This window comes from Cupriavidus taiwanensis (assembly GCF_900250115.1).
In the GTDB taxonomy this organism is placed as follows: Bacteria; Pseudomonadota; Gammaproteobacteria; order Burkholderiales; family Burkholderiaceae; genus Cupriavidus; species Cupriavidus taiwanensis_B.
Genome location: NZ_LT984804.1, coordinates 1,957,404 through 1,982,152, shown reverse-complemented (window position 1 = coordinate 1,982,152; position 24,749 = coordinate 1,957,404). Strand labels below are relative to the sequence as shown.

The following is a 24,749-nucleotide window of genomic DNA, read 5'->3' as shown; positions in this document are numbered from 1 at the left end:
GGTGAAACGCCGATGGCGCATGTGGAGCGCGTGCGCCTGTTGCGCGCGCGCGAGATCTCTGCTCGGGCGATTTTCCGCTGGCGCTGGTGGCTACGCTGGTGGGGTTCTCCGACCAGTCTTACCTGGGGCGGCGGTTCAAGCGGCATTTCGGCTGTACCCCCGGCGAGCTGCTGCGGCGCGGCACCACGCCAGGCGACGATGCCTTGGCGCAACTGCCGCAGTTGCCGCAAGCGCCGCCGGCTGCCATGTCATGCCTTTGTAATTAAGACCCTGGCTTTCCTTGTAATCCGTGGATTCATGGCGCGCACAGCGTGTGCCGGAGCCTGCAACGCTCGCTGGTGCGCCGCCAGATGCACCGGCTACCCAAGGCACGAATGTTGCGGAGGTACTGGCAGCGATGGGTATATCGCTGGCCCGAGAGTCATGTGACCGGGTCGACCACCCACCCGCCACAAGGCGTCGGTTGAGGCCGCGTCGGGACCTTTGGGACAAGGAGAGCTGTCATGAATATCGTCTGGCTTGTTGGAGCCGTAGTCATCATTCTCGCGGTACTCAGCTTCTTCGGCTTGCGCTAGGCCACATCGCGTAGCGTGCCGCGCAGCGCGACGGCAACCGCCGGCGCAAGCGCGTTCCGCGGGCATCGCCCGATGCCCTTGCTGCAGTGCGGCGTGGCGCCGCCACGCCCGCTTCTCTGTTCCCTTCGCCGAGCGATTTCATCTGTTCCGACGACGACCTTTTGTGCCTGTCCTGCCAACAATGTCCGGCCAAGACAGCGACAAACCATCCGAGGAGACAGACATGAGCACGCATCCGTTCGACCTGACCGGCAAGGTGGCACTGGTAACCGGCGGTAATGGCGGCATCGGCCTGGGCATTGCCGAAGGGCTGGCCGCCGCTGGCGCCGATATCGCGATCTGGGGCACCAATGCCGGCAAGAATGCCGCCGCTGCGGATCGTCTGGGCCGGCATGGGCACAAGGTGCATACGGAACTCTGCGACGTGGGCGACGAGCAGGCGGTCGAGGCCGCGATGGCGCGCACGGTGGCGGCGCTGGGCCGCATCGACGGCTGTTTCGCCAACGCCGGCGTCGGCAGCGGCAGCAAGGCAGCCTTCGACCAACTCGCGACCGAGGCCTGGCGCCGCACCCTGCGGGTCAACCTGGACGGCGCTTTCTTCACGCTGCGCGCGGCGGTGCGGCAGATGCTGGCGCAGGGCGAGGGCGGCGTGCTGTGCAGCACGGCCTCGGTCGCCGCCATCGAAGGCGCGCCGCGCGCCGAACACTACGCGGCCACCAAGGGCGGCGTGATCTCGATGATGCGCGGGCTCGCGGTCGAGTACGCGCGCAAGGGCATCCGCGCCCATTCGATCCTGCCGGGCTGGATCAAGACCGAGATGACCAGCGCGGCACAGGGCAACGATGCCTTCCAGGACATGGTGCACAAGCGCGTGCCGATGCGCCGCTGGGGCGAGGGCAGCGACTTCGCCGGCATCGCGATCTACCTGATGAGCCCGGCATCGGCCTACCACACCGGCGATACCTTCGTCATCGACGGCGGCTATACGCTGTTCTGACGCCTGGGGCCCACCGCCCAGACCCTGCCGCCGCCGACCACGTAAGCGCGCTCGTCGGCCTGCGGCCGCACCGTCGCATGGCCGGTGAATGCGCCGAACGAAGGCAGGATGGCGCCGCGCGGCCCGAACAGGAAGCAGGGCAGGCGCAGGCTGTCGGCGCCGCTGCCGCGCAACCGGCAGGCCGGGTGCAGGTGGCCCGCCAGCACATAGCCCAGCGGCGAGGCGCCGGGCATATGGCAGAGCGCGAACGGGCCCGCGACCGCAGGCTCGGACACTACGGCAATGCCGAGCGACGCGGGCGGATCACCCGCGCGCGCGTCGTGGTTGCCGCGCACCAGCGTACAGCGCAACGTTGCGGGCAGGTGCTGGCGCCAGTCGTACAATGCCTGCAGCACCGCCGGCGTGCGCGCGGCACGCGCGTGCAGGAAGTCGCCCAGGAATACCAGTTGATCGACCGGCAGCTGCCGCACCAGCCGGGTCAGCAGCGCCAGGTTGTCGCCGGTGGTGCCGTGCGGCACCGGCTGCCCCAGCGCGCGGAACGCCGCGGCCTTGCCGAAGTGAACGTCGGCCACCATCAGCATGCCGGCGGCCGGCCACCACAGCGCATGTTCGGGCAACAGCCACAGGGTCTCGCCGGCGGCCGACACCGCCAGCGCGCCGCCCTGCTGCAAGCTGACGGCGTCGGGGTTCATAGCAGCGGCAACGGCTTCGACGGCTTGCGTTGCCGCCGCGGCCGGCGCGCGGTGCGGGCGGACGGGCCGGCATGGTCGGCCATGCCGAAGCGCGCGGCTTCGGCCACGGCATCGGCCATCATCTCGGCCGGCATGCCAGCGGCTTCGCCGGGCTCGGGCCCGGCCGCCAGTTCCAGGTCGGCCAGCATCCGGGCGATGCGGTCGGCGAGCTTTTCGGTGCTGAGCTTCTCGCGCAGGAATTCGACCACCAGCGGGAACGACAGCGGCGTGGGCCGCTTCAGCGCGTGCAGGTCCAGCTCCAGCGCGGACAGCCGTTCCAGCGTCGCGGCGAGCCGGTGCGCGTCCAGCTCCTGCATCAGCACTTCGCGCTCGGCCTGGCCCAGCAGCAGGTTGCCGGGATCGTGCTTGCGGAAGACCTCGTAGAACAGGCTGGACGACGCCTGCAGCTGGCGCGCGCTCTTGGGCGCGCCGGGGTAGCCCTGGAAGATCAGCCCGGCGATGCGGGCAATCTCGCGAAAACGCCGCAACGACAGTTCGCCCGCGTTCAGGCTGCCCAGCACGTCGGCGGCCAGGTCGCGCCGGCGCTCGTCGGCCAATACCTGCGGCAGCCAGCGGGCCCACTCCACCGGCGCCGACGCCAGCAGTTCCAGCCCGTAGTCGTTGACCGCGACCGAGAAGGTGGCCGGCACCTGTTGCCCCAGCCGCCATGCCAGCAGGCTGCCGAGGCCGAGATGGACCGAGCGTCCGGCGAACGGATAGAGGAACAGGTGCCAGCCCTCGCGCGAATGCAGCGATTCGGCCAGCAGGGTATGGCGCGAGGGCAGCGCGGACCACTGCGCCTGCAGGTCCACCAGCGGCTGGATCAGCGGCAGCTCGGGGGTGTCGCGCGGATCCAGCCGGCCCGCCGCGGCGGCGGCGAGCGTGTCGATCACGGCCTCGGCCAGTTCGGTCGACATCGGCATCTTGCCGCCGTTCCAGCGCGGCACCACCGGCCGCCTGCCGCTCGCGCGGCGCACGAAGGCGGTCATCTCCCGCACCCGCACCAGCTCCAGCAGCCGGCCGCCGAACAGGAAGCAGTCGCCGGGCGCGAGCCGCGCGATAAAGCCTTCTTCCACCGAGCCCAGCGAAGCGCCGCCGGTGCCCGCGCGGCTCCAGTAGCGCACCTGCATGGTGGCATCGCTGACGATGGTGCCGACGCTCATGCGGTGGCGCCGTGCCAGCCCCGCGTCCGGCACGCGCCAGACGCCTGCGTCGTCGGGCACGGCGCGCCGGAAGTCCGGGTATGCCGACAGCGTGGCGCCGCCCTGGCGCACGAAGTCCAGGCACCACTGCCATTCCTCTGCGCTCAGGCCGCGGTAGGCCCAGGCGGAGCGCACCTCGGCCAGCAACGCGTCGGGCCGGAAGCCGCCGCCCAGGGCCACCGTCACCAGGTGCTGCACCAGCACGTCGAGCGGTTTGTCGGGCGACTCGCGCGCCTCGATCCGTCCTGCCTGCACCGCATGCCGCGCGGCCACGGCCTCGACCAGTTCCAGGCTGTGCGTGGGCACCACCGTGACCCGCGAGGCGCGGCCCGGCGCATGGCCGGAGCGCCCGGCGCGCTGCAGCAGGCGCGCCACCCCCTTGGGCGATCCGACCTGCAGCACGCGCTCCACCGGCAGGAAGTCGACGCCAAGGTCCAGGCTGGAGGTGCACACCACCGCGCGCAGCGCGCCGTTTTTCAAGTTCAGCTCGACCCATTCGCGCACCGCGCGGTCGAGCGAGCCGTGGTGCAGGGCGATCTCGCCCGCCCACTCCGGGCGCGCGTCGAGCAGCGCCTGGTACCACAACTCGGCCTGCGAGCGGGTATTGAGGAACACCAGCGTGGTGCCGCCGTGCGCCAGTTCTTCCACCACGTGCGGCAGCATCGACAGGCCCAGGTGGCCGGCAAACGGGAAGCGGCTGGCGTTGTCGGGCAGCAGGGTGTCGAGCAGCAGGGTCTTCGGCGTATGGCCGTGCACCAGCGCGCGCCGCTCGCCGGGCACGCCGCTGAGCAGCACCTCGGCCGCGTGCGGCAGGTTGCCGAGCGTGGCCGACAACCCCCACACCATCAGCGCGGGCTGCCATTGCCGCAGGCGTGCCAGTGCCAGCTGCACCTGCACGCCGCGCTTGTTGCCGAGCAGCTCGTGCCACTCGTCGACCACCACCATGCGCACCCGCCGCAGGGTGTCGTGCGCGTCGGCACGGGTCAGCATCAGTGTCAGGCTTTCGGGCGTGGTCACCAGTGCGGTCGGCAAGCGCCGCTGCTGCGCCGCGCGCTCGGCGCTGCCGGTGTCGCCGGTGCGCAGCGCGACGGTCCAGTCGAGGTCCAGCTCGGCCAGCGGCGCCTGCAGCGCGCGCGTGGTGTCGGCCGCCAGCGCGCGCATCGGCGTCAGCCACAGCACGGTCAGCGACGGCGCGGGCTTGTCGTGCGACGGCGCCGCGCGCGGCGTGGCGAATGCCATCAGCGCGCCCAGCCACGCCGCATAGGTCTTGCCGGTGCCGGTGGTGGCATGCAGCAGTCCGCTCTGGCCGCGCGCGATCGCGGTCCAGACTTCGCGCTGGAAGGCGAAGGGCTGCCAGCCGCGCGCGTCGAACAGCGCCTGCATGCCCTGGGCAACGGTCAATGGAGGTGGGGCGGGCGCCGGATCGATCGCGGGCCGGCGCGCGCCGCGCGGCGGGCTCATGCCGCATCCTCCCGCGCCGCGCCGGTGGCCGGCAGCATCGCTTCGAGCGTGGCCAGCGTGTCGGCCTCGTCGATCGGCTTATCGGTGCGCCAGCGCAGCATGCGCGGAAAGCGCACCGCGATGCCGCTCTTGTGGCGGCCGCTGCGGGCAATGCCTTCGAAGCCGAGCTCGAACACCTGGGTCGGTTCCACGCTGCGCACCGGCCCGAACTTCTCGACCGTGGTGCGGCGGACGATGGCGTCGACCGCGCGCATCTCGGCGTCGGTCAGGCCCGAATAGGCCTTGGCGAAGGGCACCAGCGCGCGGCCCGGCGTGCCGGGCGGGCCGTTCCAGACCGCGAAGGTGAAATCGGTGTAGAGGCTGGCGCGGCGACCATGGCCGCGCTGCGCGTAGACTAGCACGGCATCGACCGAGTACGGGTCGATCTTCCACTTCCACCAGACCCCGACATCCTTGGTGCGGCCCGCGCCATAGGCCGCGCCGGCGGCCTTCAGCATGAAGCCCTCGACCCCCAGCTCGCGCGACGCGTCGCGCAGGCGGGCATAGTGCTCCCAGTCGCCGGCGTCCACCAGCGGGCTCAGTTCCAGCGCGGGGTGGACGTGCGCCGCCACCACCTGTTCCAGCCGCGCGCGCCGTTCGGCCTGCGGGCGGGTACGCCAGTCGTCGCCCTGCCACTCGAGCAGGTCATAGGCCATCAGGATCGCCGGCGCCTCGCGCAGCAGCTTTGCGCTCAGCGTCTTGCGGCCGATGCGCTGCTGCAGCAACGCGAACGGCTGCACGCGGCCGTGCTGCCAGATCACGATCTCGCCGTCGAGCACGGTGCCGTCCGGCAGCGGCGCAGCGGCCTGCAGCAGTTCCGGGAAGCGCTCGGTGATCAGTTCCTCGCCACGCGACCACAACCAGGTCTGGCCGCCGCGCCGCACCAGTTGCGCGCGGATGCCGTCCCACTTCCACTCGACCAGCCACGCCCCGGGCGCGCCCAGCACAGTGTCGAACTGTTCCACCGGGGCCTGCAGCGGGTGGGCCAGAAAGAACGGATACGGCTGGCCGCCGGCGCGCAGCGCGCGGTCGTCTTCGTCTTCAGGCGCCAGCAGGGCGAGGAAGCGCGCCGCGTCGGGCCGCGCCGACAGGTCGGTGTAGCCGACCATGCGCTCGGCCACGCGCTTGGGGTCGATGCCGGCCACCTCGCCCAGCGCCCGCGTGACCAGCAGGCGCGACACGCCCACGCGGAAGGCACCGGTGATCAGCTTGAACAACACCAGCCGGCCGTGCGCGTCGAGCGGGCGCCATAGCGCGTTGAGGCGTGGCAGCAGCGTTTCCGGCGCCAGCCCGCGCAGCGGCAGCAGGCGCTGCTCGACCCATTCGGCCAGGCCGGCGTGGTCGGCATCCTGCGGGTCCGGCAGCAGCAGCGCGATGGTTTCGGCGAGATCGCCGACGGCCTGGTAGCTCTCTTCGAAGAGCCAGTCGGGCAGGTCGGCGGCCTGCCGTGCCAGGTCGCGCAGCAGCGATACCGGCACGATCTGGCGCGGCTTGCCGCCCGCCAGGAAATAGACGGCCCAGGCGGCATCCCCGGGCGGCGCGATGCGCAGGTAATCGACCAGCGCGGCCAGGCGGGCCTTGGTCGAGGTGGTGCCGTCCAGCGTGGCGTAGAGATCGGCGAAGGCCTTCATGGGGCGGCCTGCTCGTTGCTGGCATCACTGCCCGATTCAGCCGCCTGCGCTTCGGCGCGCGCGGATTCATCGTCGTCGCCGTACTCGGTCTCGAACGCCTGCGCCTGCCAGCCGCGCTCGTTCAGGTAGCGCACCATCACGGGCACGTTGCCGTGGGTGACGATGATACGGCCGGCATCAGTGGCACTGATGGCCTGCAGCAGACCCGGCCAGTCGGCATGGTCGGACAGCGCGAAGCCGCGATCGACACCGCGGCGCCGGCGCGTGCCGCGCAACTGCATCCACCCGCTGGCAAAGGCATCGGACGCATCGCCGAAGCGCCGCAGCCAGGGCGAGCGCTGCGCCGACGGCGGCGCCACCACCAGCGCCTGCCGCAGCAGCGGGCTGCGCGGCGGCAGTTCTGAGGCGAGCGCCATCGGCGGCAGTGCCACGCCGGCCTCGGCGTAGGCCGCGTTGAGCGTGGTCAGCGCGCCGTGCACGATCACCGGGCCGGGCAGCCCCTCGATGCCTGCATGGTGCAGCAGGCCATGCAGGATGCGCTGAGCCTTGCCGAAGCTGTAGGCGTAGACGATGCTGGCGCGGCCGGCCTGCGCATTGGCCTGCCACCAGTTGAAGATCTCCGCCATCAGCGTCGCCTGCGATGGCCAGCGGTAGATCGGCAGGCCGAAAGTGCTTTCGGTGATGAAGGTATCGCACCGCACCGGCTCGAACGGATCGCAGGTGCCGTCCGCTTCCAGCTTGTAGTCGCCGGAGGCCACCCAGACCTGGCCGCCGTATTCGAGCCGCACCTGGGACGAGCCGAGCACGTGCCCGGCCGGATGCAGGCTGATCGTGACGCCGTGATGGGTGATGCGTTCGCCGTAGGGCAGGGTGTTCAGGTGGATGCTTGGCAGTCGCGCCAGCAGCACGCCGCGGCCGGGTTCCGAACAGAGGTAGTGCGCGTGTCCGAAGCGGGCGTGGTCGGAGTGGGCGTGGGTAATGACGGCGCGCTCGACCGGGCGCCACGGATCGATGTAGAAGTCGCCGGGCGGGCAATACAAGCCTTCAGGCCGGGCGACGATGAGGTCGCCGGGGCGGGCGGGTTCGGATGGGAGCGGCCGGGGGTGGTCCAAGCGTGCCTCCTGATGCACTGCGGCCGGCATGCGGCCGCGATGCTCCCGGGGTGGGAGACTTGGGCATCATACTGCGGCGGCGCGCGCGGTGAGGAGACGGTGGGGTCCGGTTTGGATGTCGGTGATGGTCCGACAAGAGGTTAGAGAGACTGCAGGTTTGCTCCCCTCTCCCGCGCGCGCGGGAGAGGGGAGCGTTCACCACGGGCGAAGACATGTCACGCGTGCGTGGCAAGCCGAGCCGCAACCTCAAAACACATCATCCTTCCAGTGATACCAGTGATACAACACCCGCTGCCCCATCCGGCGGAACGGCGCAAACATCTGCGACTCGACCATCTCGCGCACGTTCGGGAACGGCAGCGGCGAGCGGAAGATCGGCAGCTGCGGCAGCGACGATTCCTTGCCGGCGATCAGCGCCGCCAGCCGCTTGCCCGCCTGCGCGGAGTACATCACGCCATTGCCGCCATAGCCCATTGCGTAGTAGATCGATTGCGACGGGTGCGGCTGCGTGATGCGCGGCATCATGTCGTGGCTGACGTCGACCCAGCCCCACCATGAGTAGTCGATCTGGATGCCGCGCAGCGCCGGGAATTTGCGGTGCATGTCGGCGATCAGCTTCTGCTTGTACTGGTCCTGCGGCGCGTCATTGCCGGTGATGGCGCTGCGGCTGCCGATCTGCAGGCGGCCGTCGGGCATCAGCCGGTAGTAGTGGCGCAGGATGCGGGTGTCGGTGATGACCTGGGTGGTGCGGAAGTTGCACGCCGCCAGTTCCTCGGCGGTGAGCGGGCGCGTGACGATCGAGTTCGACAGGATCGGGAACAGCCGGTTCTTCAGTTCGCGGTGCAGCGATTGCGAGGTGTAGCCGCCGGTGGCCACGGCCACGGCGCGGGCGCGCACGATGCCGCCGGGGGTGCGCAGGTAGTGCACGCCGTTGCGGGTTTCCCAGCCGGTCACGGGGCTGGACGGATGCACTTTGGCGCCCAGCTCGCGCGCGCGGCGCAGGTAGCCGAAGGCCAGCTTGCCGGCATGGATGCCGATGCCTTCGGGCTCGTGCATGGCGCCCGCGGCTTCCTTGTCGTCGACGTATTCGCGCCGCACGGTGTCGGCGTCGAGGATGCGCGCGTCGTACTTGAACACCTCGCGCAGGATCTTCGCCTCCTTCTCCAGAGCGGGCATCACCTTGTCGCGGTGCGCGATATACAGGTGGCCGCCGGGCTGCGGATCGCAGTCGATGTCCTTGATCAGCCCCTTGAAGGTCTCCATGCCGTCGCAGACCTCCTGGTGCAGGCGCAGCGCGGTATCGAGGCCGTAGCGCTGGATCCACTGCGAGCGCTTGAGGCGGCCCGACGCGCATTGGGCCTGGCCGCCATTGCGCGTGCTGCAGCCCCAGCTGACGCGGTTGGCCTCGAGCACGGTGGCCTTGATGCCGTATTCCTGCGCCAGGAAGATGGCGCAGGTCAGGCCGGTAAAGCCCGAGCCGATGATGGCCACGTCGACGTCGATATCGTGGGTGATCGGGCCGTCGTCGGCGGGCGGCTCGCCCGCGGTGCCGATCCAGTAGGTCGGGGCGTACTCCCGGCCGTGGCCGGGCGTGGGCGTGTGCAACGGGTCATAGGCGGGGTCGTACGGCCGGGTCGGCGCGGTCGACTGCTCGCCGGCCAGGAGGCTGCTGCGGGGAGCTACGGCTTGCATGGTGCGTCTCCTCGCTTCAGGCTGCGGCCACCACCGGCGGGCGGTCCTTGCGGTAGGCGTTCTTCACCGCGATCTTGCCGCCGCGGAAGGTGAACACGTCGACCATGCGCGCCTCGATGCGGGCGCCGTCGGCGCGGGTGCCGCGGAAGGTGGATTCGCTGACGCCGCGGTCGCCGACGACGAAGTGGTCGCCATCGACCCATTGCGCATCGGGGAAGGTCTGCCAGGCCAGCTGGAAGCCTTCGCGCACCGCCTCGCGGCCAACGAAGCTGCGGCCCAGCAGGTCGGGGCCGGCCACGCCGTGGAACACGCAGTCATCGGCCATGCAGGCCATCAGCGCGTCGAGGTCGTGGCGGTTCCAGGCGTCGTTGAAGGCTTGCAGCAGTTCGATGCCGGCGGCGGTGTTGTCCTTGGACATGGCTTGGTCTCCGTGAGTGTTGTGTGCCGGTCCGTGGGGAACCGGCCATGACTCGAGCATAGGGAAACCGGCCGCGGCGCTGTAGCGCCAGTTCGGGACTATCGCTTGGGCCAGCGGCGCAGCCCGGCCCGCGGCCCCGCTCAGGCTGCGGGGCGAGCCCGGGAAGTGACGGCGGCGGGGGCCTTTGCGCTGCCGGCGGTGGCCTGCAGTTCACGCGCGACGCCGGCCAGCACGCGGATGCCGGGCTCGATGCGGTCCAGCGAGATCGACGAGTAGCCCAGCCGGAAGCCGTTGCGCGGCGCGGGCTCGGCCATGAAGAAGACGCTGCCGGGCTCGATCAGCACGCCCTGCAGTTCCGCCAGCCGCGCCAGCGCATCGGCGTCGAGCCAGGACGGCCCTTCGATCCAGCAGGAGGCGCCGCCGGCGATCGGCACCGCGTGGAAGTCGGGCATATGCGTGGCCAGCGCCGCCAGCACCGCTTCGGCGCGCTCGCGGTGCGCGGCGGCGAGCCGGCGCAGGTGGGCGTCATAGTGGCCGAGCGACAGGAACAGCGAGAACGCGCGCTGGATATACGCCGACGGGTGCCGCAGCATCAGCCGGCGCGCGCCGCGCAGTTCGGCGATCAGCGCCGCGGGGCCGACGATGTAGCCGATGCGCAGCCCCGGCGCCAGGCTCTTGGACAGGCTGCCGACGTAGATCACGCGGTTGCTGCGGTCCAGGCTCTTGAGCGTGGGCGTGGGGTCGCCCTCGAAGCGGCTCTCGGCCTCGTAGTCGTCCTCGATCAGCACGAAGTCGGCTTCCTCGGCCTGCCGCAGCAGCGCCTGGCGCCGCGCCAGCGGCATGGTGACAGTGGTCGGGCACTGGTGGCCGGGAGTCACGTAGACGTAGTCGCACGCGCGCTGCGCGTCGGACAGCGTCAGGCCCTGGTCATCGACTGGCAGCGGCACCAGGTTCGACGTGTGCGAGCCGAAGATGTTGCGCGCGTCCGGATAGCCGGGGTCCTCGATGCCCACCGGCGTGTCGGGGCTGACCAGCAGGTCGGCCAGCAGGTACAGCGCCTGCTGCGCGCCCACGGTGATCACGATCTCGTCGGTGCCGGCCCAGACCCCGCGGCGCGGCAGCACGCGGGTGCGGATCTGCTGCACCAGCGACTCGTCATCGCGCAGGATCATGTCCTGGGCCCAGTCGTGGATGTCGAGCACGCTCAGCGCCTTCAGGCAGCATTCGCGCCAGTCCGCGGTGGGGAACAGCGCCGGGTCGTACTGGCCGTAGATAAAGGGGTAGGGATAGTCGCGCCAGTTGGCGCGCTTGACGATATTGCGCTGCTGCGTGGGGCGGAACACGAAGCGCCGTTCCCAGTCGGGCTCGCCCAAGCGCGCCGGCACCGGCTCGCCGCGCAGCGAGGCAACGCCGCTGACGCGGGTGCCGAGGATCTCGGGATTGACGAAGTAGCCGCTGCGCTCGCGCGCGACCAGGTAGCCTTCGTCGACCAGCTGCTGGTAGGCCAGCACCACCGTGTTGCGCGCCACCCGCAGCTGCGCCGACAGCTCGCGGCTGCTGGGCAGCGGCTCACCTTGCGGCAGCTGCTCGTCGAGGATGGCCGAGACCAGCATCTGCCGGATCTTGCCCTGCAGGCTCAGGCCCGAATGCACGTGCTGCTGGAACAGCTGCGACCAGAGGGTGGTGGGAGACTTCAGGCTCATGGGGCAGGGAGGGCGTTTCCTGAACGGCGAAGCGCGCCAGCATACCGCACCGGCGCGCCCCGTCAGTCATGGTTCAGTTGCTTCTGGCATCTCGATGCCAGTCATCGGCGCTTGGGCGCTTCAATACTTGCGCAGGTCGCGGCGCGGCAGTTCCGCCAGCGGCACTACAGGCTCCACGCCACGCCGAAACAACTGGCGCGCCGCGTAGGCCAGCAGCAGGATCGCCAGGCTCACCACGCCCAGCGCCAGGGGCGTGCGCTGGTCGGGAATGAAGGCCATCGCCACCACGATGCCGAGCATGCCGACGATCGCCAGATAGGTGAGGTACGGATAGCACCACATGCGCACGCGCAGCTGGTCAGGCGCCTCGCGCTCCAGCCGCGAACGCAGGCGCAGCTGCGAGATCGCGATCAGGATGTAGACGAAGATCGCCACCGTGCCATACGAATTCACCAGGAAGGCGAATACCGTATCGGGCGAGACATAGGACATCACCACCGCGCCGTAGCCGAACAGCGTCGCCACCAGGATCGCGCGCACCGGCACGCCGTTGCGGCTGACGCGGGCCAGCGACTGCGGCGCGTCGCCACGGCGGGTCAGTGCAAACAGCATGCGCGACGAGGCGTACAGGCCCGAGTTGAGCGCCGACAGCACCGCGGTCAGCACGATCGCGTTCATGATCTGCGCGGCCGCCGGCACGCCCATCACGTTCAGCGCGCTGACGTACGGGGTGGCGATGCTGGTGGAGTTCCACGGCACCAGGCAGACCACCAGCAGGATCGAGCCGACATAGAACACCAGCACGCGCGTGATCACCGAGCTGGTGGCCTTGGCCACGGCCTTCTGCGGCTCGGCGGTCTCGGCGGCGGCGATGGTGACGATCTCGGCGCCGAAGTAGAAGCCGGTGGCCGCGACCGCGCCGGTCAGCACCGGCACGATGCCGTTGGGCATGAAGCCGCCATTGGCGGTCAGGTTGGCCACCTGCATGCCGTGGGCGCCGGGAGCCAGGCCCAGCACGTACACGCCGGCGACGAACAGGAACACGATGATTGCCGCGACCTTGATCGAGGCGAACCAGAACTCGAACTCGCCGAACGACTTGACCGACACCAGGTTGGTCAACGTCAGCATCACCAGCAGCACCAGGCTGATGATCCAGTTAGGCACGTCCGGCAGCCAGTAGCGCACCAGATCAGCGCCGGCAACGGCTTCGAGCGCCACCACGATGACCCAGAAGTACCAGTACATCCAGCCGGTCAGGAAGCCGGAAAGGTTGCCCACCGCGGGGCGGTCGCGCCAGGCTTCGCGCGCATACTCGTAGAAGCCGCCGGTGCCGGGCAGGGCGCACGCCATCTCGCCCAGCATGCGCATGACCAGCACGACCAGCAGGCCGGTGATCAGGAAGGAAAGGACCGCGCCGGGGCCGGCCGACTTGATGACGACGCCGCTGCCGACGAACAGGCCGGCGCCGATCACGCCGCCGAGCGCGATCATGGTCATGTGGCGTTGCTTGAGGCCGTGGGATAGTCCGTTGCCAGACTGGGGTTGTTGGATCATGGTGTGTCTCCTGTGCTGCGCGTGCTGCCGGTGCTACTTGCAGCCAGACCAGCGTTTTTGGCAGGCGCCACGGCTTCTCTTCTGTATAGGTGGCGGCGCGGGAAACGCCAGCCGGGGCCGTGGTCGGTTCAGTGTGTGCAATCCCGGGTGCGGGATGCTTATCCGTCCATGTCGACTAGTCTCCGGTGTCTGCTTAAAAATCCGGAACTAGTTGTTCCGAAAAACTATTGTTTCACCGAAATGTAGGCCCTCCTCGGCGGAAGGTCAACCAGAAGTTTCGATAATTGATATGATTTGACTCTGAAAATGAAACTTACCTATGATGGAGCCAGGCATGAACGATATGCGCTTCGCCAAAAGTGACGCCAAGCCCGACGGAGACACGCCGGCACTGCGTTTGTTCGGCCTGCTCGAAGTCATCGCGGAGAAGGACCAGTCCTTCAACCTGCAGGCGCTGGTGGAAGAAACCGGCCTGCCCAAGCCCACGCTGCACCGCATGCTGCAGCAGCTCGAGGCAGCGGGGCTGATCCAGCGCAACGGCGACGGGCGGCAATACGGCACCGGCCTGCGGCTGCGCCGGCTGGCGGAGAACCTGTTGCTCAACAGCACCTCGCACGGCGCGCGCCACATGGTGCTGCGGCGGCTGGTGGAAGAGGTGGGCGAGAGCTGCAACCTGACCGCGTTCTCGGGCGGCGAGGTGCTGTACCTGGACCGTGTGGAAACCGCGGCGCCGCTGCGCTTCTACCTGCATCCGGGCTCGCGCGTGCCGGCGCACTGCTCGGCCACCGGCAAGCTGTTCCTGGCGCAGCTGGCGCCGGCACAGCGGCAGCGGCTGCTGGCGCATGCGGAGCTGGAGCGCTACACGCAGAACACGCTGACCGACCACGCGCAGCTGGAAGCGGAGCTGGAGCGCGTGAAGCGCGACGGCTACGCGCTGGATGACGAGGAATTCCTGCCGGGGCTGGTCTGCATCGGCGTGCTGGTGCCGGCCGCGGACGGCGGCAAGTCCAACCTCGGGCTTGCGCTGCAGGCCCCGGTCATGCGCGTGGCGCGCGACAAGGTGGTGCAGTTGCTGCCCGCGCTGCAGCGCGCGGCCAGCGCGCTGGCGGCGATCGAGGCCGACAGCGCCAGCAGCTGGCAAGGCGGCGCGGAAAGCGCCGAAAGCGCCGAAGAGGACGAATAGCGCGCACGGCGTCACGCGGGTTGCCCCGCTGGTCGCGGTGCCAATATGAAAAAAGGCATGGCGACCAACGAGGAGCATGAGGTGACGCAAGAGCAGTATGGCAAGCCGGACCGGATGATTCCGGTCCGCGAGGTGTTCGGCATCGATTCCGGACTGATGGTGCCGGCCTTCAGTGAGTGCGGCCAGCGCGACGACCACGTGCCGGAGATCGACCCGGCCTACCGCTTCCAGCCGGAGGTGACGCTGGCGATCCTGTCCGGCTTCATGCGCGACCGGCGCGTGATGGTGCAGGGGCTGCATGGCAGCGGCAAGTCGACCCATATCGAGCAGGTGGCGGCGCGGCTCAACTGGCCGTGCGTGCGCGTCAACCTGGATGGGCATATCAGCCGGCTCGACCTGGTCGGCAAGGACGCCATCGTCGTGCGCGACGGGCGCCAGGTGACCGAATTCCAGGAAGGCATCGTGCCGTGGGCGCTGCAGCGGCCGGTGGCGCTGATCTTCGATGAATACGACGCGGGCCGGCCCGACGTGATGTTCGTGATCCAGCGCATCCTGGAGCGCGACGGCAAGTTCACGCTGCTCGACCAGAACCGGGTGATCCGGCCGCATCCGTCATTCCGCCTGTTTGCCACGTCGAATACCGTGGGGCTCGGCAACGTCAACGGGCTCTATCACGGCACCCAGTTGCTCAATCATGCGCAGATCGACCGCTGGAACGTGGTCGCCACGCTGGATTACCTGCCGCATGAGGAAGAGGCGGGCATCGTGCTGGCGCGCGTGCCCGAACTGGACAACGACGCCGGCCGCGCGCTGGTCGACGCCATGGTGGCCATGGCGGGGCTGACGCGGCGCGGGTTTGCGGCGGGCGACCTGTCGGCGCTGATGTCGCCGCGCACCGTGATCAGCTGGGCCGAGAACTGCCAGATCTTCCGCGATCCGGGCCTGGCGTTCCGGCTGACCTTCCTGAACAAGTGTGACGAGGCCGAGCGGCCGGTCGTGGCCGAGTATTACCAGCGCTGCTTCGGGCAGCTGCCCGGCGACACGGCGACGGTCGCGGCCGCATCGGAGTCCGCGCCATGAGCACGGCGTCGGCCTTGCAGCTGCGCCGGCGCCAGCGCCAGGACGAGCTCTCCGGCGCCGCCGTGCGCGCGCTGACCGGCGACGCGGCGCTGCATTTCCGCGATGGCCGGCTCTGGCGTGCGATGCGGCCGGTGCCGCAGCATGCGCCGCACCTGCGCACCGATCCGGACACCGACACGGCGGTCTGCCTGCGCGGCGCCGCCGACGGCGCCGCGCTGCGGCAGGCGCATTCCGACGCCGCTCTGCACCACAGCTTCTGTCCCGCCGACCCGGTCGAGCGCCTGGTCTTCGAGCTGCTCGAGCAACTGCGCTGCGAAACCCACCTGCCGCGCGGCATGGCCGGCGTGGCAGCGAATCTGCGGCATCGCTTCATGGCGTGGTCGCGCGCGTTCCATCGCTCGGGACTGACCGAAGGCCATCTCGGCATCCTGCTCTATACCGTGGCGCAGGTGGCGTGGTCACGGCTGAGCGGCGAACCGGTGCTGGAAGACACCGAAGACCTGATCGAGGCCACGCGCGCCGCCATCGTTCCCGTGCTGGGCACGGCGCTGGCCGGGTTGCGCGCGCAGCGCCACGACCAGTCCGCGTTTGCCGTGCATGCGCTGGCGCTGGCACGTGCCGTCGCGGACATGGTCCGCAACGAAGCGCCGCGTGCAGGCGAGGATGACGGCAACGCCGTTTCATCGGCACGCGCGGGCTTTGCGCTGTGGCTCGATTTCGACGAGCCGGCGGCCGAAGCCTTCGCGCTCGCCGACAGCGGCCACAGCCGCGTGCTGGCCGACGCTGCCGATGGCTACCGCATCTTCACCACCCGCTACGACCGCGAAGTGCGCGCCGCCACGCTGGTGCGCCGTGCCTTGCTCGACGAGTACCGCACGCGGCTCGACGCGCGCATCGCGCGCGCCGGCGTCAACGTGGCGCGGCTGGCCCGCAAGCTGCGCGCCGCGCTGGCGCAGCCGCGCGTCGATGGCTGGTCCTTCGGCGAGGAAAGCGGCCGCATCGACGGACGCCGGCTGGCGCAGCTGGTCAGCTCGCCCGCCGAGCGGCGCCTGTTCCGCCGCGAAGCGTACAAGGCGCATGCGGATTGCGTGGTGGGTTTCCTGGTGGACTGCTCGGGATCGATGAAGGCACGGGCGGAGTCGCTGACATTGCTGCTCGACCTGCTCGCGCGCGCCCTCGACCAGGCCGGCGTGGCCACCGAGGTGCTGGGCTTCACCACGAACGCCTGGAACGGCGGTCGCGCCCGCTCCGACTGGCTCGCGCGCGGTCGGCCGGCGCACCCTGGCCGGCTCAACGAAACCTGTCACATGGTGTTCAAGGACGCCGCGCGCAGCTGGCGCCGTGCGCGCACCGACATGACCGCCTTGCTCAAGGCCGACCTGTTCCGCGAAGGCGTGGATGGCGAGGCGGTGGAATGGGCCTGCGCGCGGCTGCACGCCACCGGCAAGACTCGCCGCATCCTGCTGGTGGTGTCCGATGGCAGCCCGATGGATACCGCCACCGGGCTGGCCAACGATGCCTGCTATCTCGACAACCACCTCAAGGCCGTGGTGGCGCGGCACGAGGCGTTGCGCGACGTGGAAGTGCTGGGGCTGGGGGTCGGGCTGGATCTCAGCCCGTATTACCGGCACACGCTGGCGCTGGACCTGTCGCAGCCGGTGGATATGGCGATGCTGGATGAGGTGGCGGGCTTGATCGCCGCGCGGCGGCGCTGAGTGCCGCGCGCGGCAAGGGCTGCAGTGCAGTGCCGAACTCAGGCGCGCACTGCCTCCCGGGGCTGCCATGACACCGCGATATCGCCCTCGATGAACGTCTGGCAAGCCAGCCGGAAGCCCGCTGCGAGTTCGTCGTCCGTCAGCAGTTTCTTTTCCTTCGGCTTGACCGCGTCGGTATGTTCGCGGCCCTTGTCGATGCGGCACTTGCAGGTGCCGCACAGGCCGCCGCCGCACTTGAAGGGGATGCCGCCCTGTTCGCGCAGCGACACGCGCAGCAGGTTGCTGTTGACCGGCGCGCTGACCGTCTTGCCGTGGTTGGTGAGGAAGGTGATCTGGATCATGGCGATGAATGCGTAGCGTGCGGGCGTGAGGCTTCAGGACCGCCCCCCACGGCGACCGGCGTGGGCACGAGGGCGATGTCCATGCTGCCGAAGCTGGCCAGCTCGCGCAGCGCGGCGCGGGCGGCCTCCAGCGTGGCGTACTTGTCGAGGAACTTGGTCGATACCAGGTTGACGATGCCGGGCGGGGTTTCCTCCTGCACCCGTACCTTGGTATCGGCTGTATCGGCCGCCAGCTCGGCAATGACGAAGCGAGCGGTGCGCTTGCCGTAGAAGACATAGTCGTACGCCTCGACCGCGGTCATGCCGTCGGTCGGTTCGGTGCGGAACTGGCCGGGGCGGCTGGTGAGCAGCACGAACATGTCAGGCTCCGGCGCTTGCCGTGGCGAGCGCGGCGGGCGCCGGCAGATCATCCTGCGCCAGCTCGATGTCATGTTCGATCCACAGCTGGCACGCCAGCCGGTATCCCTGCTCCAGCCGGTCGCCGAGCTGCTTCTTTTCCTTCCAGTTGGGCGGCGGCAGGTGCTCGGCCCCGGCGAGCACGCGGCAGGCGCACTTGGAGCATTTGCCCATGCCGCACTCGTAGCGCAGGTTGGGGTAGGGGAACTGCCGGATGCCGGCGCGGACAACCAGGTTGGTCTGGGGCTTGACCTCGTCGACAAAGGTCTCGCCGAGCTTGTGGAAGGTGACTTTGGGCATCGTCAGGTCTGGGGAAAGTCAGGGAAATGGCTTCGGTAGCGATGCTTGCGGGCGCCTACGACCACAACACCATTGCCGCCACGGTGGAGCAGCCCAGCCCGATCAGCACCGGGATCAGCAGCGCACGCACCGCTTCCAGCACCGGCACCCGGGCGAAGCCTGCCACCGCGATCAAGGATGACCAAGCCACCAGCGTGCCGCCGCCGGTCCAGACCGCGCCCATCTGGCCCACTGCGGCGAGCGTGGCCGGGTCGAAGCCGACCACTGGCCCGAGCGCGCCCGCCAGCGTGCCGGTCAGCGGCAGGCCCGCGAAACCGGAGCCGTCGATGCCGGTGATCATGCCGACCAGCAGCACGCCGAAGGCGACCAGCACGTGGTGGTCCGGAATCATGTGCTGGTAGGCCTGGATCAGCTCGAACAGCAGGCTCGGTGCCTTGCCCGGCGGCAGGCCGAGGATCTGCGCGGCGGTCTCGCCGGCGCCGACGAAGAAGAAGCCGGCAATCGGCAGCACCGAGCCCATCGCCTTGAAGGCAAAGACAAAGCCATCGGTGATGTGCTCCGGGCAGACGTCGAGCATGCGGCGCGGGCCTTCGGCCGCCAGCGTCGCCAGCATCATCAGCACCGCCGCGACGCCGCCGACCAGCGCGGCCGCGTCGCCGCCCTTGAGATCCTGCACCCCCGCGCCGAGCTTGGGCAGCACCATCACGGCGACCACTGCGAGGAAAGCAACCGGCGTCACGATGGCGAAGCACTTCGACCACTTCACCCGGCGCCTGGCGACCATCGACAGGCTTGCCTCGATATTGCTGTCGGTGGCGAGCGGTTCGGTGTGCGCGGTGCCTTTGGCGATCTCGGCCTTGTCGAAGGTGATGCCGCCGTCGATCGCCTCGGCGGTGCCGCCGGCCTGCGCCTGCCAGCGGTCGAGCAGGGTGCCGCAGGCCGGCACGATGTGCTTGCGCATCGACAGGTAGGCCAGGCACAGCGCAATGCTGCCGGTGATGATCGACAGCGCCAGCGCGCGGTCGGCCACCACGGCGGCGCTGACCGCCGCACCGGCGGCCTTGGCGCTGATGCCCGGCGCGACGCCGATCACGTAGTCCGACGACAACGCCATGCCTTGCCCGGCAATGGCAATCGCCATCGCGCCCGCCAGCGGCGGCAGCCCCGCCGCGATCGCGGCCGGCAGCAGGATGGCCGAGACCAGCGGCACGGCCGGCGTCGGCCAGAAGAACAGCGAGATGACGTAGGTGATGCCCGCCAGGATGAAGAAGGCCGAATGCCCGTTCTTCATCACCACGCGGAAGGGCTCGACCATGCGTATGTCGGAGCGCAGCGTCTTGAGCGCATTGAGCAGCGCCGTCATGAAGGCGATCACCAGGAAGATATTGAACAGCTCCTTGGCGGCAACCAGGCTCGCGGAAAACACCCCGCCCAGCGCTGACACCGGGCTGCCGGTCAGCGCAAAGACGACCAGGGCGGTGCCGACGATCGACGGGACGACAACATTGGCGCGCAGGATCATCGTCAGCACGATGACTGCTACCCCTGACAGATAGATCCAGTGCGCGGCACCGATCACGACTTGTTGTGACATGAAGACTCCCTGGGGGCGGAGGGGTTTGTGGGGGGCGGATCCATCTGACTGCGCTGGTATCCGTTTCGGTATACTATATTCCAGCGTGTTGCCGCGCCAAGCGATTTCTCATCCGGAATTACGCCTAGACGAAGGCGGTGCAGATTCGCTCAAGACCGCACATTTATTGGGAATTGGCCTGATTCGCTCTCCTTTCGATGGTGCATGACGGTCCAATCCGGTTGCTCGGCATCACATCGATATGTAGACTGTATACCGTTAAATAGAGTCTGGCCTGACAAGCGAGGCGAGATGTGCAGGACGCGTGCCCGCAGGCCCGGACCGTGCTCCAAGCCAGCCCGGCCGTCCGTCAACCAGGCCTCGCCACCTTGCCTTCCGCCATGACCGACACATTGCTTTCGCTGCTGCCCGCCGGCCTGTCCGTCCCGGACTACCTGTCGATGGGGGCGCTCACCCTGGCGGGCGCCTGCCTGCAGGGTGTGGGTGGGATCGGCTTTGCCATGCTGTCGGCGCCACTGGGCGCGATCTTCTTCCCGGACCTGGTGCCGGGGCCGCTGCTGGCGATGGGCTGCTGCCTGTCGCTGATGGGCGCCTTGCGCGAGCGCGAGGCCATCGTCTGGGACATCGCCGGCTTTGCGCTGGCAGGCCGCGCCCTCGGCGGGGCCGCGGCGGTGCTGACCATCGCATGGCTGGCGCCAGGACCGCTGGCGGTGCTGTTCTCGCTGTCTATCCTCGCCGCCGTGGCGTTGAGCCTGCTGGGCTGGCGCCTGCTGCCTGGCGCGCGCAACGTGGTCGTCGCGGGCACCCTGTCCGGCTTCATGGGGACCATCACTTCGGCCGGCGCGCCGCCGTTCGCGCTGGTCATGCAGCATATGGCGCCCGCGCCGATGCGCGCGACCATGGGCTGCATCCTGTCCGGCGGCGCCGTGCTGTCGCTCGCCATGCTGGCGCTGGCGGGGCGCTTCGGCCTGCCGCAGCTGGTGCTGGCGCTGGTGCTTGCGCCATTCCTGCTGGCCGGCTTCGCGCTATCGAACCGGCTGCGCGGGCGCGTGTCGCCCACCGCGGTGCGCCGCTTGCTGCTGGGCCTGTGCGCGGCCGGCGCGCTGGGCGTGCTCGGCCGCGCGGCCCTTGCCTGATAACGCCGCGCCCGCGGCGCCTCTGATTCTTTCGCTTTCCAGATCAACCCAACCAGCGGAGTTCCCATGCAGCACATCACAGACGCGATGATCGATGCCCACGTCACCCCGGAAGATGCCCGGCAGGTCATGGAGGCGGCGTTTTCCAGCTTCGGGCGTGGCGAAGCCGCGATGCAGGAGCGTATCCGCACCGAGGCCGGCGGCGTCAAGCTGTCCACGCTGGGGGCGGTGATCCCCCGGCAGGGCGTGGCCGGGGCCAAGGTCTACACCACCATCAACGGCCAGTTCTCCTTTGTCATCCTGATCTTCTCGACCGACGACGGCCGCCCGCTGGCTTCATTCGACGCCGGCGCCATTACGCGCCTGCGCACGGCGGCGTGCACCACGCTGGCCGCGCAGAGGCTGGCGCGTCCCGGTGCGCGCACGCTGGCGTTGTTCGGCGCCGGCACGCAGGGCGCGCAGCACGCGCGCCAGCTCAGCGCCACGCTGGGGCTGGAACGCATCCTGGTGTCCGATCCGCATGCGGACGCCGGCATGCCTGCGCGGCTGTCGGCGCAGTGCGGCATCCCGGTTGTGGTGGCCGAGCCCGCTGCCGCGGTGGCCGAGGCCGACGTCATCGTCACGGCCTCGCGCGCGACCACGCCGCTGTTCGCCGGCGCGTCGATCCGGCCGGGCGCCTTCGTGGCCGCCATCGGCTCCAGCTTGCCGCACACGCGCGAACTGGATGACGCCGCGCTGCGCCGCGCCGCCGCGGTAGTGGTGGAGTGGCGGCCGCAGTCGATCCGCGAGGCCGGCGATATCGTGCTGGCCGATCCGCAGGCGCTGCCAGCCGAAAAGATCGTCGAACTGGCCGACGTCGTGCTCGGCAAGGTGTCGCCAAGGCAGTGCGACGAGGACATCGTGATCTACAAGTCGGTCGGCGTGGGCCTGGAAGACGTGGCGCTGGCCGGCCTCGCCTGGTCGCGCATCGCCGGCGGGGTGGAGCGCCGCGCCGCGTGAGCAGCGCCGATCGCTCCAGCGCCGGGTAAACACTGATGTGATTAGTCAACACAACCCTTGTCGTCGCTGATTGACTGTATATAGTATACAAATATGCCGAGGCCGATCTCTCTGCGACCCGGGCCCGGCATTCAACCCACCGAATCGCCCCACATCGCCAACCAGGAGCCCCGTCATGGCCGAACTGATGAACCGCGAAGATTTCCGTGCCGCCCTTGAAGAAGCCATCAAAGGCAAGAGCGCCAACAAGGCGCCGTTCAGCGTGGCCTGGGCCAGCGGCAAGCTGACCCGCGCCCATCTCGCGCGCTGGGCCGAGAACCACTATCACTACGTCGGCCCGTTCGCGGATTACCTGGGCTACATCTACGCCCGTACGCCGGACCGCTATACCGAAGCCAAGGATTTCCTGCTCGCCAACATGTACGAGGAAGAGATCGGCGGCGACCGCCACACCGACCTGCTGATCCGCTTTGCCGAAGCCTGCGGCACCACGCGCGAGCGCGTGATCGACCCGGACAACATGTCGCCCACCACGCGCGGCCTGCAGAGCTGGTGCTATGCGGTGGCCATGCGCGAGGATCCGATCGTGGCCGTGGCCGGCCTGGTGGTCGGACTGGAGTCGCAGGTGCCGTCGATCTACCGCAAGCAGACCCCGACGCTGCGCGACAAGTACCAGTTCACTGACGAAGAGGTCGAGTTCTTCGACCTGCATATCGTCTCGGACGAGATCCACGGCGAGCGCGGCTACCAGATCGTGCTGGAGCACGCCAATACGCCGGAGTTGCAGCAGCGCTGCCTGAAGATCTGCGAGATCGGCGCGCAGATGCGGCTGCTGTACACGACCGCGCTCTATCACGACTATGTCGAGAAGGAGCTGCCGCTGCCCGAACTGGACATGGCCGCCTGAGCGGCGCCACGCATCCGCACCGACGATGACCATATTCCTGAACCATATCGACGGCGAATGGACGGCCTGCCAGTCGGGCCGCACCTTCGACAACGTCAACCCGGCCGACACCGCCGACATCGTGGGCCGCTTCCAGGCGTCGTCCGCGGTGGACGCGCAGGCGGCCGTGGCGGCCGCGGCGGCGGCCTTTGCCGGCTGGAGAAAGACCCCGGTTGGCACGCGTGCCGCCATCCTCAACCGCGCGGCGGAGCACCTGGAAGCCAACGCCGACAGCATCGCCGCCGAACTGACCCGCGAGGAAGGCAAGGCGCTGGCGCTGGCGCGCGACGAGGTGCTGCGCTCGGTCCAGACGCTGCGCTTCTATGCCGTGGAAGGGCAGACCTTCACCGGCGAGGTGTATCCGAACGACGACCCCGACCAGCTCGTCTACAGCCAGCGCGAGCCGCTGGGCGTGGTGACGGTGATCGCGCCGTGGAATTTCCCGGTGTCGATCCCCGCGCGCAAGATCGCGCCGGCGCTGGTGACCGGCAACACGGTGGTGTTCAAGCCGTCGTCAGAGGCACCGCTGTCGGGCTACCGGCTGGCCGAGGCACTGATCAAGGCCGGCTTGCCCAAGGGCGTGCTGAACTTCATCACCGGCAGCGCCACCGAGATCGGCGCGACCATCACCGAGGCGCCGGCCGTGCGCGCGATCTCGTTCACCGGTTCGTCGCGCGCCGGCGAGCAGATCCACCGCGCCGCGCCGCTGACCACGCGCACGCAGATGGAACTGGGCGGCAAGAACCCGCTGATCGTGATGGAAGACGCCGACCTCGATCGCGCCGTCGACCTGACCATCAAGGGTGGCTTCTCGCTGTCGGGGCAGGCCTGCACCGGCACCAGCCGCGTGCTGGTGGCCGAGTCGGTCAAGGCCGCATACACCGAGCGCCTGCTGGCGAAAGTCGCCACACTCAAGGTCGGCAGCGGCATGACGCCGGGGATGGATCTCGGGCCGCTGGCCTCGCCCAAGCAATTGGAAACCGTGCTGCGCTACATCGACATCGGCAAGGCCGAGGCAACGCTGCTGTGCGGCGGCACGCGCCTGACCGGTGCTGACTTCGACAAGGGCTACTACGTCGCGCCGACGGTATTCACCGACGTGACGCAACCGATGCGGATCGCGCGCGAGGAGATCTTCGGGCCGGTGATCGCCATCATCGGCTTCACGGACTATGCCGACGCCATCGCCAAGGCCAACGATACCGAGTACGGCCTGGCCGCGGCCATCGTCACCAGCAACCCGCGCTACATCCACCACTTCGCCACGGACATCGAGGCGGGCACGGTCAAGATCAACCGCACCACCACCGGCAACCTGGTCAACGCGCCGTTCGGCGGGGTCAAGCGGTCGAGCACTTCGACCTTCCGCGAGTCGGGCCGCACCGGGCTGGAGTTCTACACGCAGGTCAAGACGGTCTACCGGGGCGCCTGAGCCCGGCCGTCGCAAGGAGTCACAGACATGAAGAAAGCCATCAAGCTGGAACTGCGCGAAGCGCGCCACATGGTTGCCGCCGCGATCCGGCGCTCGGAAGAAATCGGCGTGCTGGAATCGATCTGCGTGGTCGACGAAGGCGGCTACCCGCTCGCGCTCGAACGCATGGACGGCGCCCGCATCACCGGGCCGCAGATCGCATGGAACAAGGCCTTTACCGCCGCGGGCCACAAGCGCTCCACCCACCTGTTCACCACGCCGCCCAACGGGCCGGCGCTGCCGGGCAACGAGGCCTTCGGCATCCAGTGGAGCTTCGAGGGCAAGTTCGCGGCGTTCGTCGGCGGGTTTCCGATCGTGGTCAACGACGAGGTCATCGGCGGCATCGGCCTGTCCGGCGGCAACGGCGAGCAGGACACGCAGGCCGGGCTGGCGGCGCTGCAGGCGCTGGCCGAGCTGCTGGCGCCGCAGGACCTGAAGGTGCTGGTGCAGGCCGACATCAAGAAGTAAGT

General features: G+C 69.3%; 22 protein-coding genes. 10 read left to right on the top strand and 12 right to left on the bottom strand.

From position 1 onward, the window contains the following. The first annotated feature begins 86 nt into the window (after positions 1 to 86). A complete protein-coding gene (locus CBM2586_RS32195; protein ID WP_306418358.1) occupies positions 87 to 266 on the top strand; it encodes a helix-turn-helix domain-containing protein in 180 nt (59 codons plus the stop codon). 532 nt (positions 267 to 798) lie between these two features. Next, positions 799 to 1,572: an SDR family NAD(P)-dependent oxidoreductase gene (locus CBM2586_RS25635; protein ID WP_115690599.1), complete on the top strand. Its 774-nt coding sequence runs from the start codon at positions 799 to 801 to the stop codon at positions 1,570 to 1,572. Here CBM2586_RS25635 and pdeM read toward each other — a convergent pair. The 8 genes from pdeM to CBM2586_RS25595 all read right to left on the bottom strand — a co-directional run bounded on the left by pdeM (position 1,557) and on the right by CBM2586_RS25595 (position 13,118). Then, on the bottom strand, positions 1,557 to 2,264 hold the full coding sequence (gene pdeM / locus CBM2586_RS25630) for a ligase-associated DNA damage response endonuclease PdeM (protein WP_115663952.1): 708 nt from the start codon (positions 2,262 to 2,264) through the stop codon (positions 1,557 to 1,559). The two genes, CBM2586_RS25635 and pdeM, sit on opposite strands and share 16 nt — an antisense overlap. After that, entirely contained in the window at positions 2,261 to 4,888 is a 2,628-nt protein-coding gene (locus tag CBM2586_RS25625) for a ligase-associated DNA damage response DEXH box helicase (protein ID WP_115690597.1), read from the bottom strand. Before CBM2586_RS25625 ends, pdeM begins: the two co-directional genes overlap by 4 nt. Positions 4,889 to 4,962: 74 nt before the next feature. Continuing rightward, positions 4,963 to 6,636, bottom strand: coding sequence for an ATP-dependent DNA ligase (locus CBM2586_RS25620; protein ID WP_115690595.1), 1,674 nt, complete (start codon positions 6,634 to 6,636; stop codon positions 4,963 to 4,965). Continuing rightward, complete coding sequence (locus tag CBM2586_RS25615) at positions 6,633 to 7,766, bottom strand: ligase-associated DNA damage response exonuclease (protein ID WP_240988056.1); 1,134 nt, start codon at positions 7,764 to 7,766, stop codon at positions 6,633 to 6,635. The genes CBM2586_RS25620 and CBM2586_RS25615 overlap by 4 nt, the downstream gene beginning before the upstream one ends. 228 nt (positions 7,767 to 7,994) lie before the next feature. After that, the gene (locus tag CBM2586_RS25610) at positions 7,995 to 9,440 is read right to left on the bottom strand and encodes an NAD(P)/FAD-dependent oxidoreductase (protein WP_115690591.1); all 1,446 of its coding nucleotides are present in this window, start codon (positions 9,438 to 9,440) and stop codon (positions 7,995 to 7,997) included. A 16-nt stretch (positions 9,441 to 9,456) separates the two neighbouring features. Next, on the bottom strand, positions 9,457 to 9,858 hold the full coding sequence (locus CBM2586_RS25605) for a nuclear transport factor 2 family protein (RefSeq protein WP_115663957.1): 402 nt from the start codon (positions 9,856 to 9,858) through the stop codon (positions 9,457 to 9,459). A 140-nt stretch (positions 9,859 to 9,998) separates the two neighbouring features. Then, a complete protein-coding gene (locus CBM2586_RS25600; protein WP_115690589.1) occupies positions 9,999 to 11,561 on the bottom strand; it encodes a PLP-dependent aminotransferase family protein in 1,563 nt (520 codons plus the stop codon). A 120-nt stretch (positions 11,562 to 11,681) separates the two neighbouring features. Beyond that, on the bottom strand, positions 11,682 to 13,118 hold the full coding sequence (locus CBM2586_RS25595; protein WP_115663959.1) for an amino acid permease: 1,437 nt from the start codon (positions 13,116 to 13,118) through the stop codon (positions 11,682 to 11,684). Positions 13,119 to 13,452: 334 nt separating this feature from the next. On the opposite strand from CBM2586_RS25595, the gene CBM2586_RS25590 reads away from it, so the two are divergent. From CBM2586_RS25590 to CBM2586_RS25580, 3 genes are read left to right on the top strand one after another with little or no spacing between them, the layout of a single operon-like run. Beyond that, the gene (locus CBM2586_RS25590) at positions 13,453 to 14,301 is read left to right on the top strand and encodes an IclR family transcriptional regulator (RefSeq protein ID WP_115663960.1); all 849 of its coding nucleotides are present in this window, start codon (positions 13,453 to 13,455) and stop codon (positions 14,299 to 14,301) included. A gap of 57 nt (positions 14,302 to 14,358) precedes the next feature. Further along, entirely contained in the window at positions 14,359 to 15,381 is a 1,023-nt protein-coding gene (locus tag CBM2586_RS25585; protein WP_115690587.1) for an AAA family ATPase, read from the top strand. Continuing rightward, positions 15,378 to 17,096, top strand: a complete 1,719-nt coding sequence (locus CBM2586_RS25580) for a cobaltochelatase CobT-related protein (RefSeq protein WP_115690585.1) — start codon at positions 15,378 to 15,380, stop codon at positions 17,094 to 17,096. Before CBM2586_RS25585 ends, CBM2586_RS25580 begins: the two co-directional genes overlap by 4 nt. 38 nt (positions 17,097 to 17,134) lie before the next feature. Here CBM2586_RS25580 and CBM2586_RS25575 read toward each other — a convergent pair whose 3' ends face one another. The 4 genes from CBM2586_RS25575 to CBM2586_RS25560 are packed head-to-tail and all read right to left on the bottom strand — an operon-like array spanning position 17,135 to position 19,727. Further along, entirely contained in the window at positions 17,135 to 17,437 is a 303-nt protein-coding gene (locus CBM2586_RS25575) for a 2Fe-2S iron-sulfur cluster-binding protein (protein ID WP_115690583.1), read from the bottom strand. Continuing rightward, entirely contained in the window at positions 17,434 to 17,796 is a 363-nt protein-coding gene (locus tag CBM2586_RS25570) for a ferredoxin (RefSeq protein ID WP_115690581.1), read from the bottom strand. Before CBM2586_RS25570 ends, CBM2586_RS25575 begins: the two co-directional genes overlap by 4 nt. 1 nt (position 17,797) lies before the next feature. Further along, entirely contained in the window at positions 17,798 to 18,133 is a 336-nt protein-coding gene (locus CBM2586_RS25565) for a 2Fe-2S iron-sulfur cluster-binding protein (protein WP_115690579.1), read from the bottom strand. Between the two features lie 55 nt (positions 18,134 to 18,188). Next, complete coding sequence (locus CBM2586_RS25560) at positions 18,189 to 19,727, bottom strand: hypothetical protein (RefSeq protein ID WP_115690577.1); 1,539 nt, start codon at positions 19,725 to 19,727, stop codon at positions 18,189 to 18,191. 380 nt (positions 19,728 to 20,107) lie between these two features. Here CBM2586_RS25560 and CBM2586_RS25555 point away from each other — a divergent pair, with 380 nt between their 5' ends. From CBM2586_RS25555 to CBM2586_RS25535, 5 genes are all read left to right on the top strand, one after another. Next, positions 20,108 to 20,863 (top strand): sulfite exporter TauE/SafE family protein, encoded by a 756-nt coding sequence (locus CBM2586_RS25555; RefSeq protein WP_373424272.1) that lies wholly within the window; start codon positions 20,108 to 20,110, stop codon positions 20,861 to 20,863. Between the two features lie 66 nt (positions 20,864 to 20,929). Next, positions 20,930 to 21,862, top strand: a complete 933-nt coding sequence (locus CBM2586_RS25550) for an ornithine cyclodeaminase family protein (RefSeq protein WP_115690575.1) — start codon at positions 20,930 to 20,932, stop codon at positions 21,860 to 21,862. 175 nt (positions 21,863 to 22,037) lie between these two features. Further along, a complete protein-coding gene (locus tag CBM2586_RS25545; protein WP_115690573.1) occupies positions 22,038 to 22,769 on the top strand; it encodes a TenA family transcriptional regulator in 732 nt (243 codons plus the stop codon). 25 nt (positions 22,770 to 22,794) lie between these two features. Continuing rightward, a complete protein-coding gene (locus CBM2586_RS25540; RefSeq protein WP_115690571.1) occupies positions 22,795 to 24,240 on the top strand; it encodes an aldehyde dehydrogenase family protein in 1,446 nt (481 codons plus the stop codon). A 27-nt stretch (positions 24,241 to 24,267) separates the two neighbouring features. Further along, positions 24,268 to 24,747: a GlcG/HbpS family heme-binding protein gene (locus tag CBM2586_RS25535; RefSeq protein ID WP_013953475.1), complete on the top strand. Its 480-nt coding sequence runs from the start codon at positions 24,268 to 24,270 to the stop codon at positions 24,745 to 24,747. Positions 24,748 to 24,749: the final 2 nt, after the last annotated feature.

Excerpts from the sequence above, each read along its gene's own strand:
- CBM2586_RS25635 (WP_115690599.1), top strand. The coding sequence starts at position 799 with ATGAGCACGCATCCGTTCGACCTGACCGGCAAGGTGGCACTGGTAACC.
- pdeM (WP_115663952.1), bottom strand. The coding sequence starts at position 2,264 with ATGAACCCCGACGCCGTCAGCTTGCAGCAGGGCGGCGCGCTGGCGGTG.
- CBM2586_RS25625 (WP_115690597.1), bottom strand. The coding sequence starts at position 4,888 with ATGCAGGCGCTGTTCGACGCGCGCGGCTGGCAGCCCTTCGCCTTCCAG.
- CBM2586_RS25620 (WP_115690595.1), bottom strand. The coding sequence starts at position 6,636 with ATGAAGGCCTTCGCCGATCTCTACGCCACGCTGGACGGCACCACCTCG.
- CBM2586_RS25610 (WP_115690591.1), bottom strand. The coding sequence starts at position 9,440 with ATGCAAGCCGTAGCTCCCCGCAGCAGCCTCCTGGCCGGCGAGCAGTCG.
- CBM2586_RS25605 (WP_115663957.1), bottom strand. The coding sequence starts at position 9,858 with ATGTCCAAGGACAACACCGCCGCCGGCATCGAACTGCTGCAAGCCTTC.
- CBM2586_RS25600 (WP_115690589.1), bottom strand. The coding sequence starts at position 11,561 with ATGAGCCTGAAGTCTCCCACCACCCTCTGGTCGCAGCTGTTCCAGCAG.
- CBM2586_RS25595 (WP_115663959.1), bottom strand. The coding sequence starts at position 13,118 with ATGATCCAACAACCCCAGTCTGGCAACGGACTATCCCACGGCCTCAAG.
- CBM2586_RS25590 (WP_115663960.1), top strand. The coding sequence starts at position 13,453 with ATGAACGATATGCGCTTCGCCAAAAGTGACGCCAAGCCCGACGGAGAC.
- CBM2586_RS25585 (WP_115690587.1), top strand. The coding sequence starts at position 14,359 with ATGGCGACCAACGAGGAGCATGAGGTGACGCAAGAGCAGTATGGCAAG.
- CBM2586_RS25580 (WP_115690585.1), top strand. The coding sequence starts at position 15,378 with ATGAGCACGGCGTCGGCCTTGCAGCTGCGCCGGCGCCAGCGCCAGGAC.
- CBM2586_RS25575 (WP_115690583.1), bottom strand. The coding sequence starts at position 17,437 with ATGATCCAGATCACCTTCCTCACCAACCACGGCAAGACGGTCAGCGCG.
- CBM2586_RS25570 (WP_115690581.1), bottom strand. The coding sequence starts at position 17,796 with ATGTTCGTGCTGCTCACCAGCCGCCCCGGCCAGTTCCGCACCGAACCG.
- CBM2586_RS25565 (WP_115690579.1), bottom strand. The coding sequence starts at position 18,133 with ATGCCCAAAGTCACCTTCCACAAGCTCGGCGAGACCTTTGTCGACGAG.
- CBM2586_RS25560 (WP_115690577.1), bottom strand. The coding sequence starts at position 19,727 with ATGTCACAACAAGTCGTGATCGGTGCCGCGCACTGGATCTATCTGTCA.
- CBM2586_RS25555 (WP_373424272.1), top strand. The coding sequence starts at position 20,108 with ATGACCGACACATTGCTTTCGCTGCTGCCCGCCGGCCTGTCCGTCCCG.
- CBM2586_RS25550 (WP_115690575.1), top strand. The coding sequence starts at position 20,930 with ATGCAGCACATCACAGACGCGATGATCGATGCCCACGTCACCCCGGAA.
- CBM2586_RS25545 (WP_115690573.1), top strand. The coding sequence starts at position 22,038 with ATGGCCGAACTGATGAACCGCGAAGATTTCCGTGCCGCCCTTGAAGAA.
- CBM2586_RS25540 (WP_115690571.1), top strand. The coding sequence starts at position 22,795 with ATGACCATATTCCTGAACCATATCGACGGCGAATGGACGGCCTGCCAG.
- CBM2586_RS25535 (WP_013953475.1), top strand. The coding sequence starts at position 24,268 with ATGAAGAAAGCCATCAAGCTGGAACTGCGCGAAGCGCGCCACATGGTT.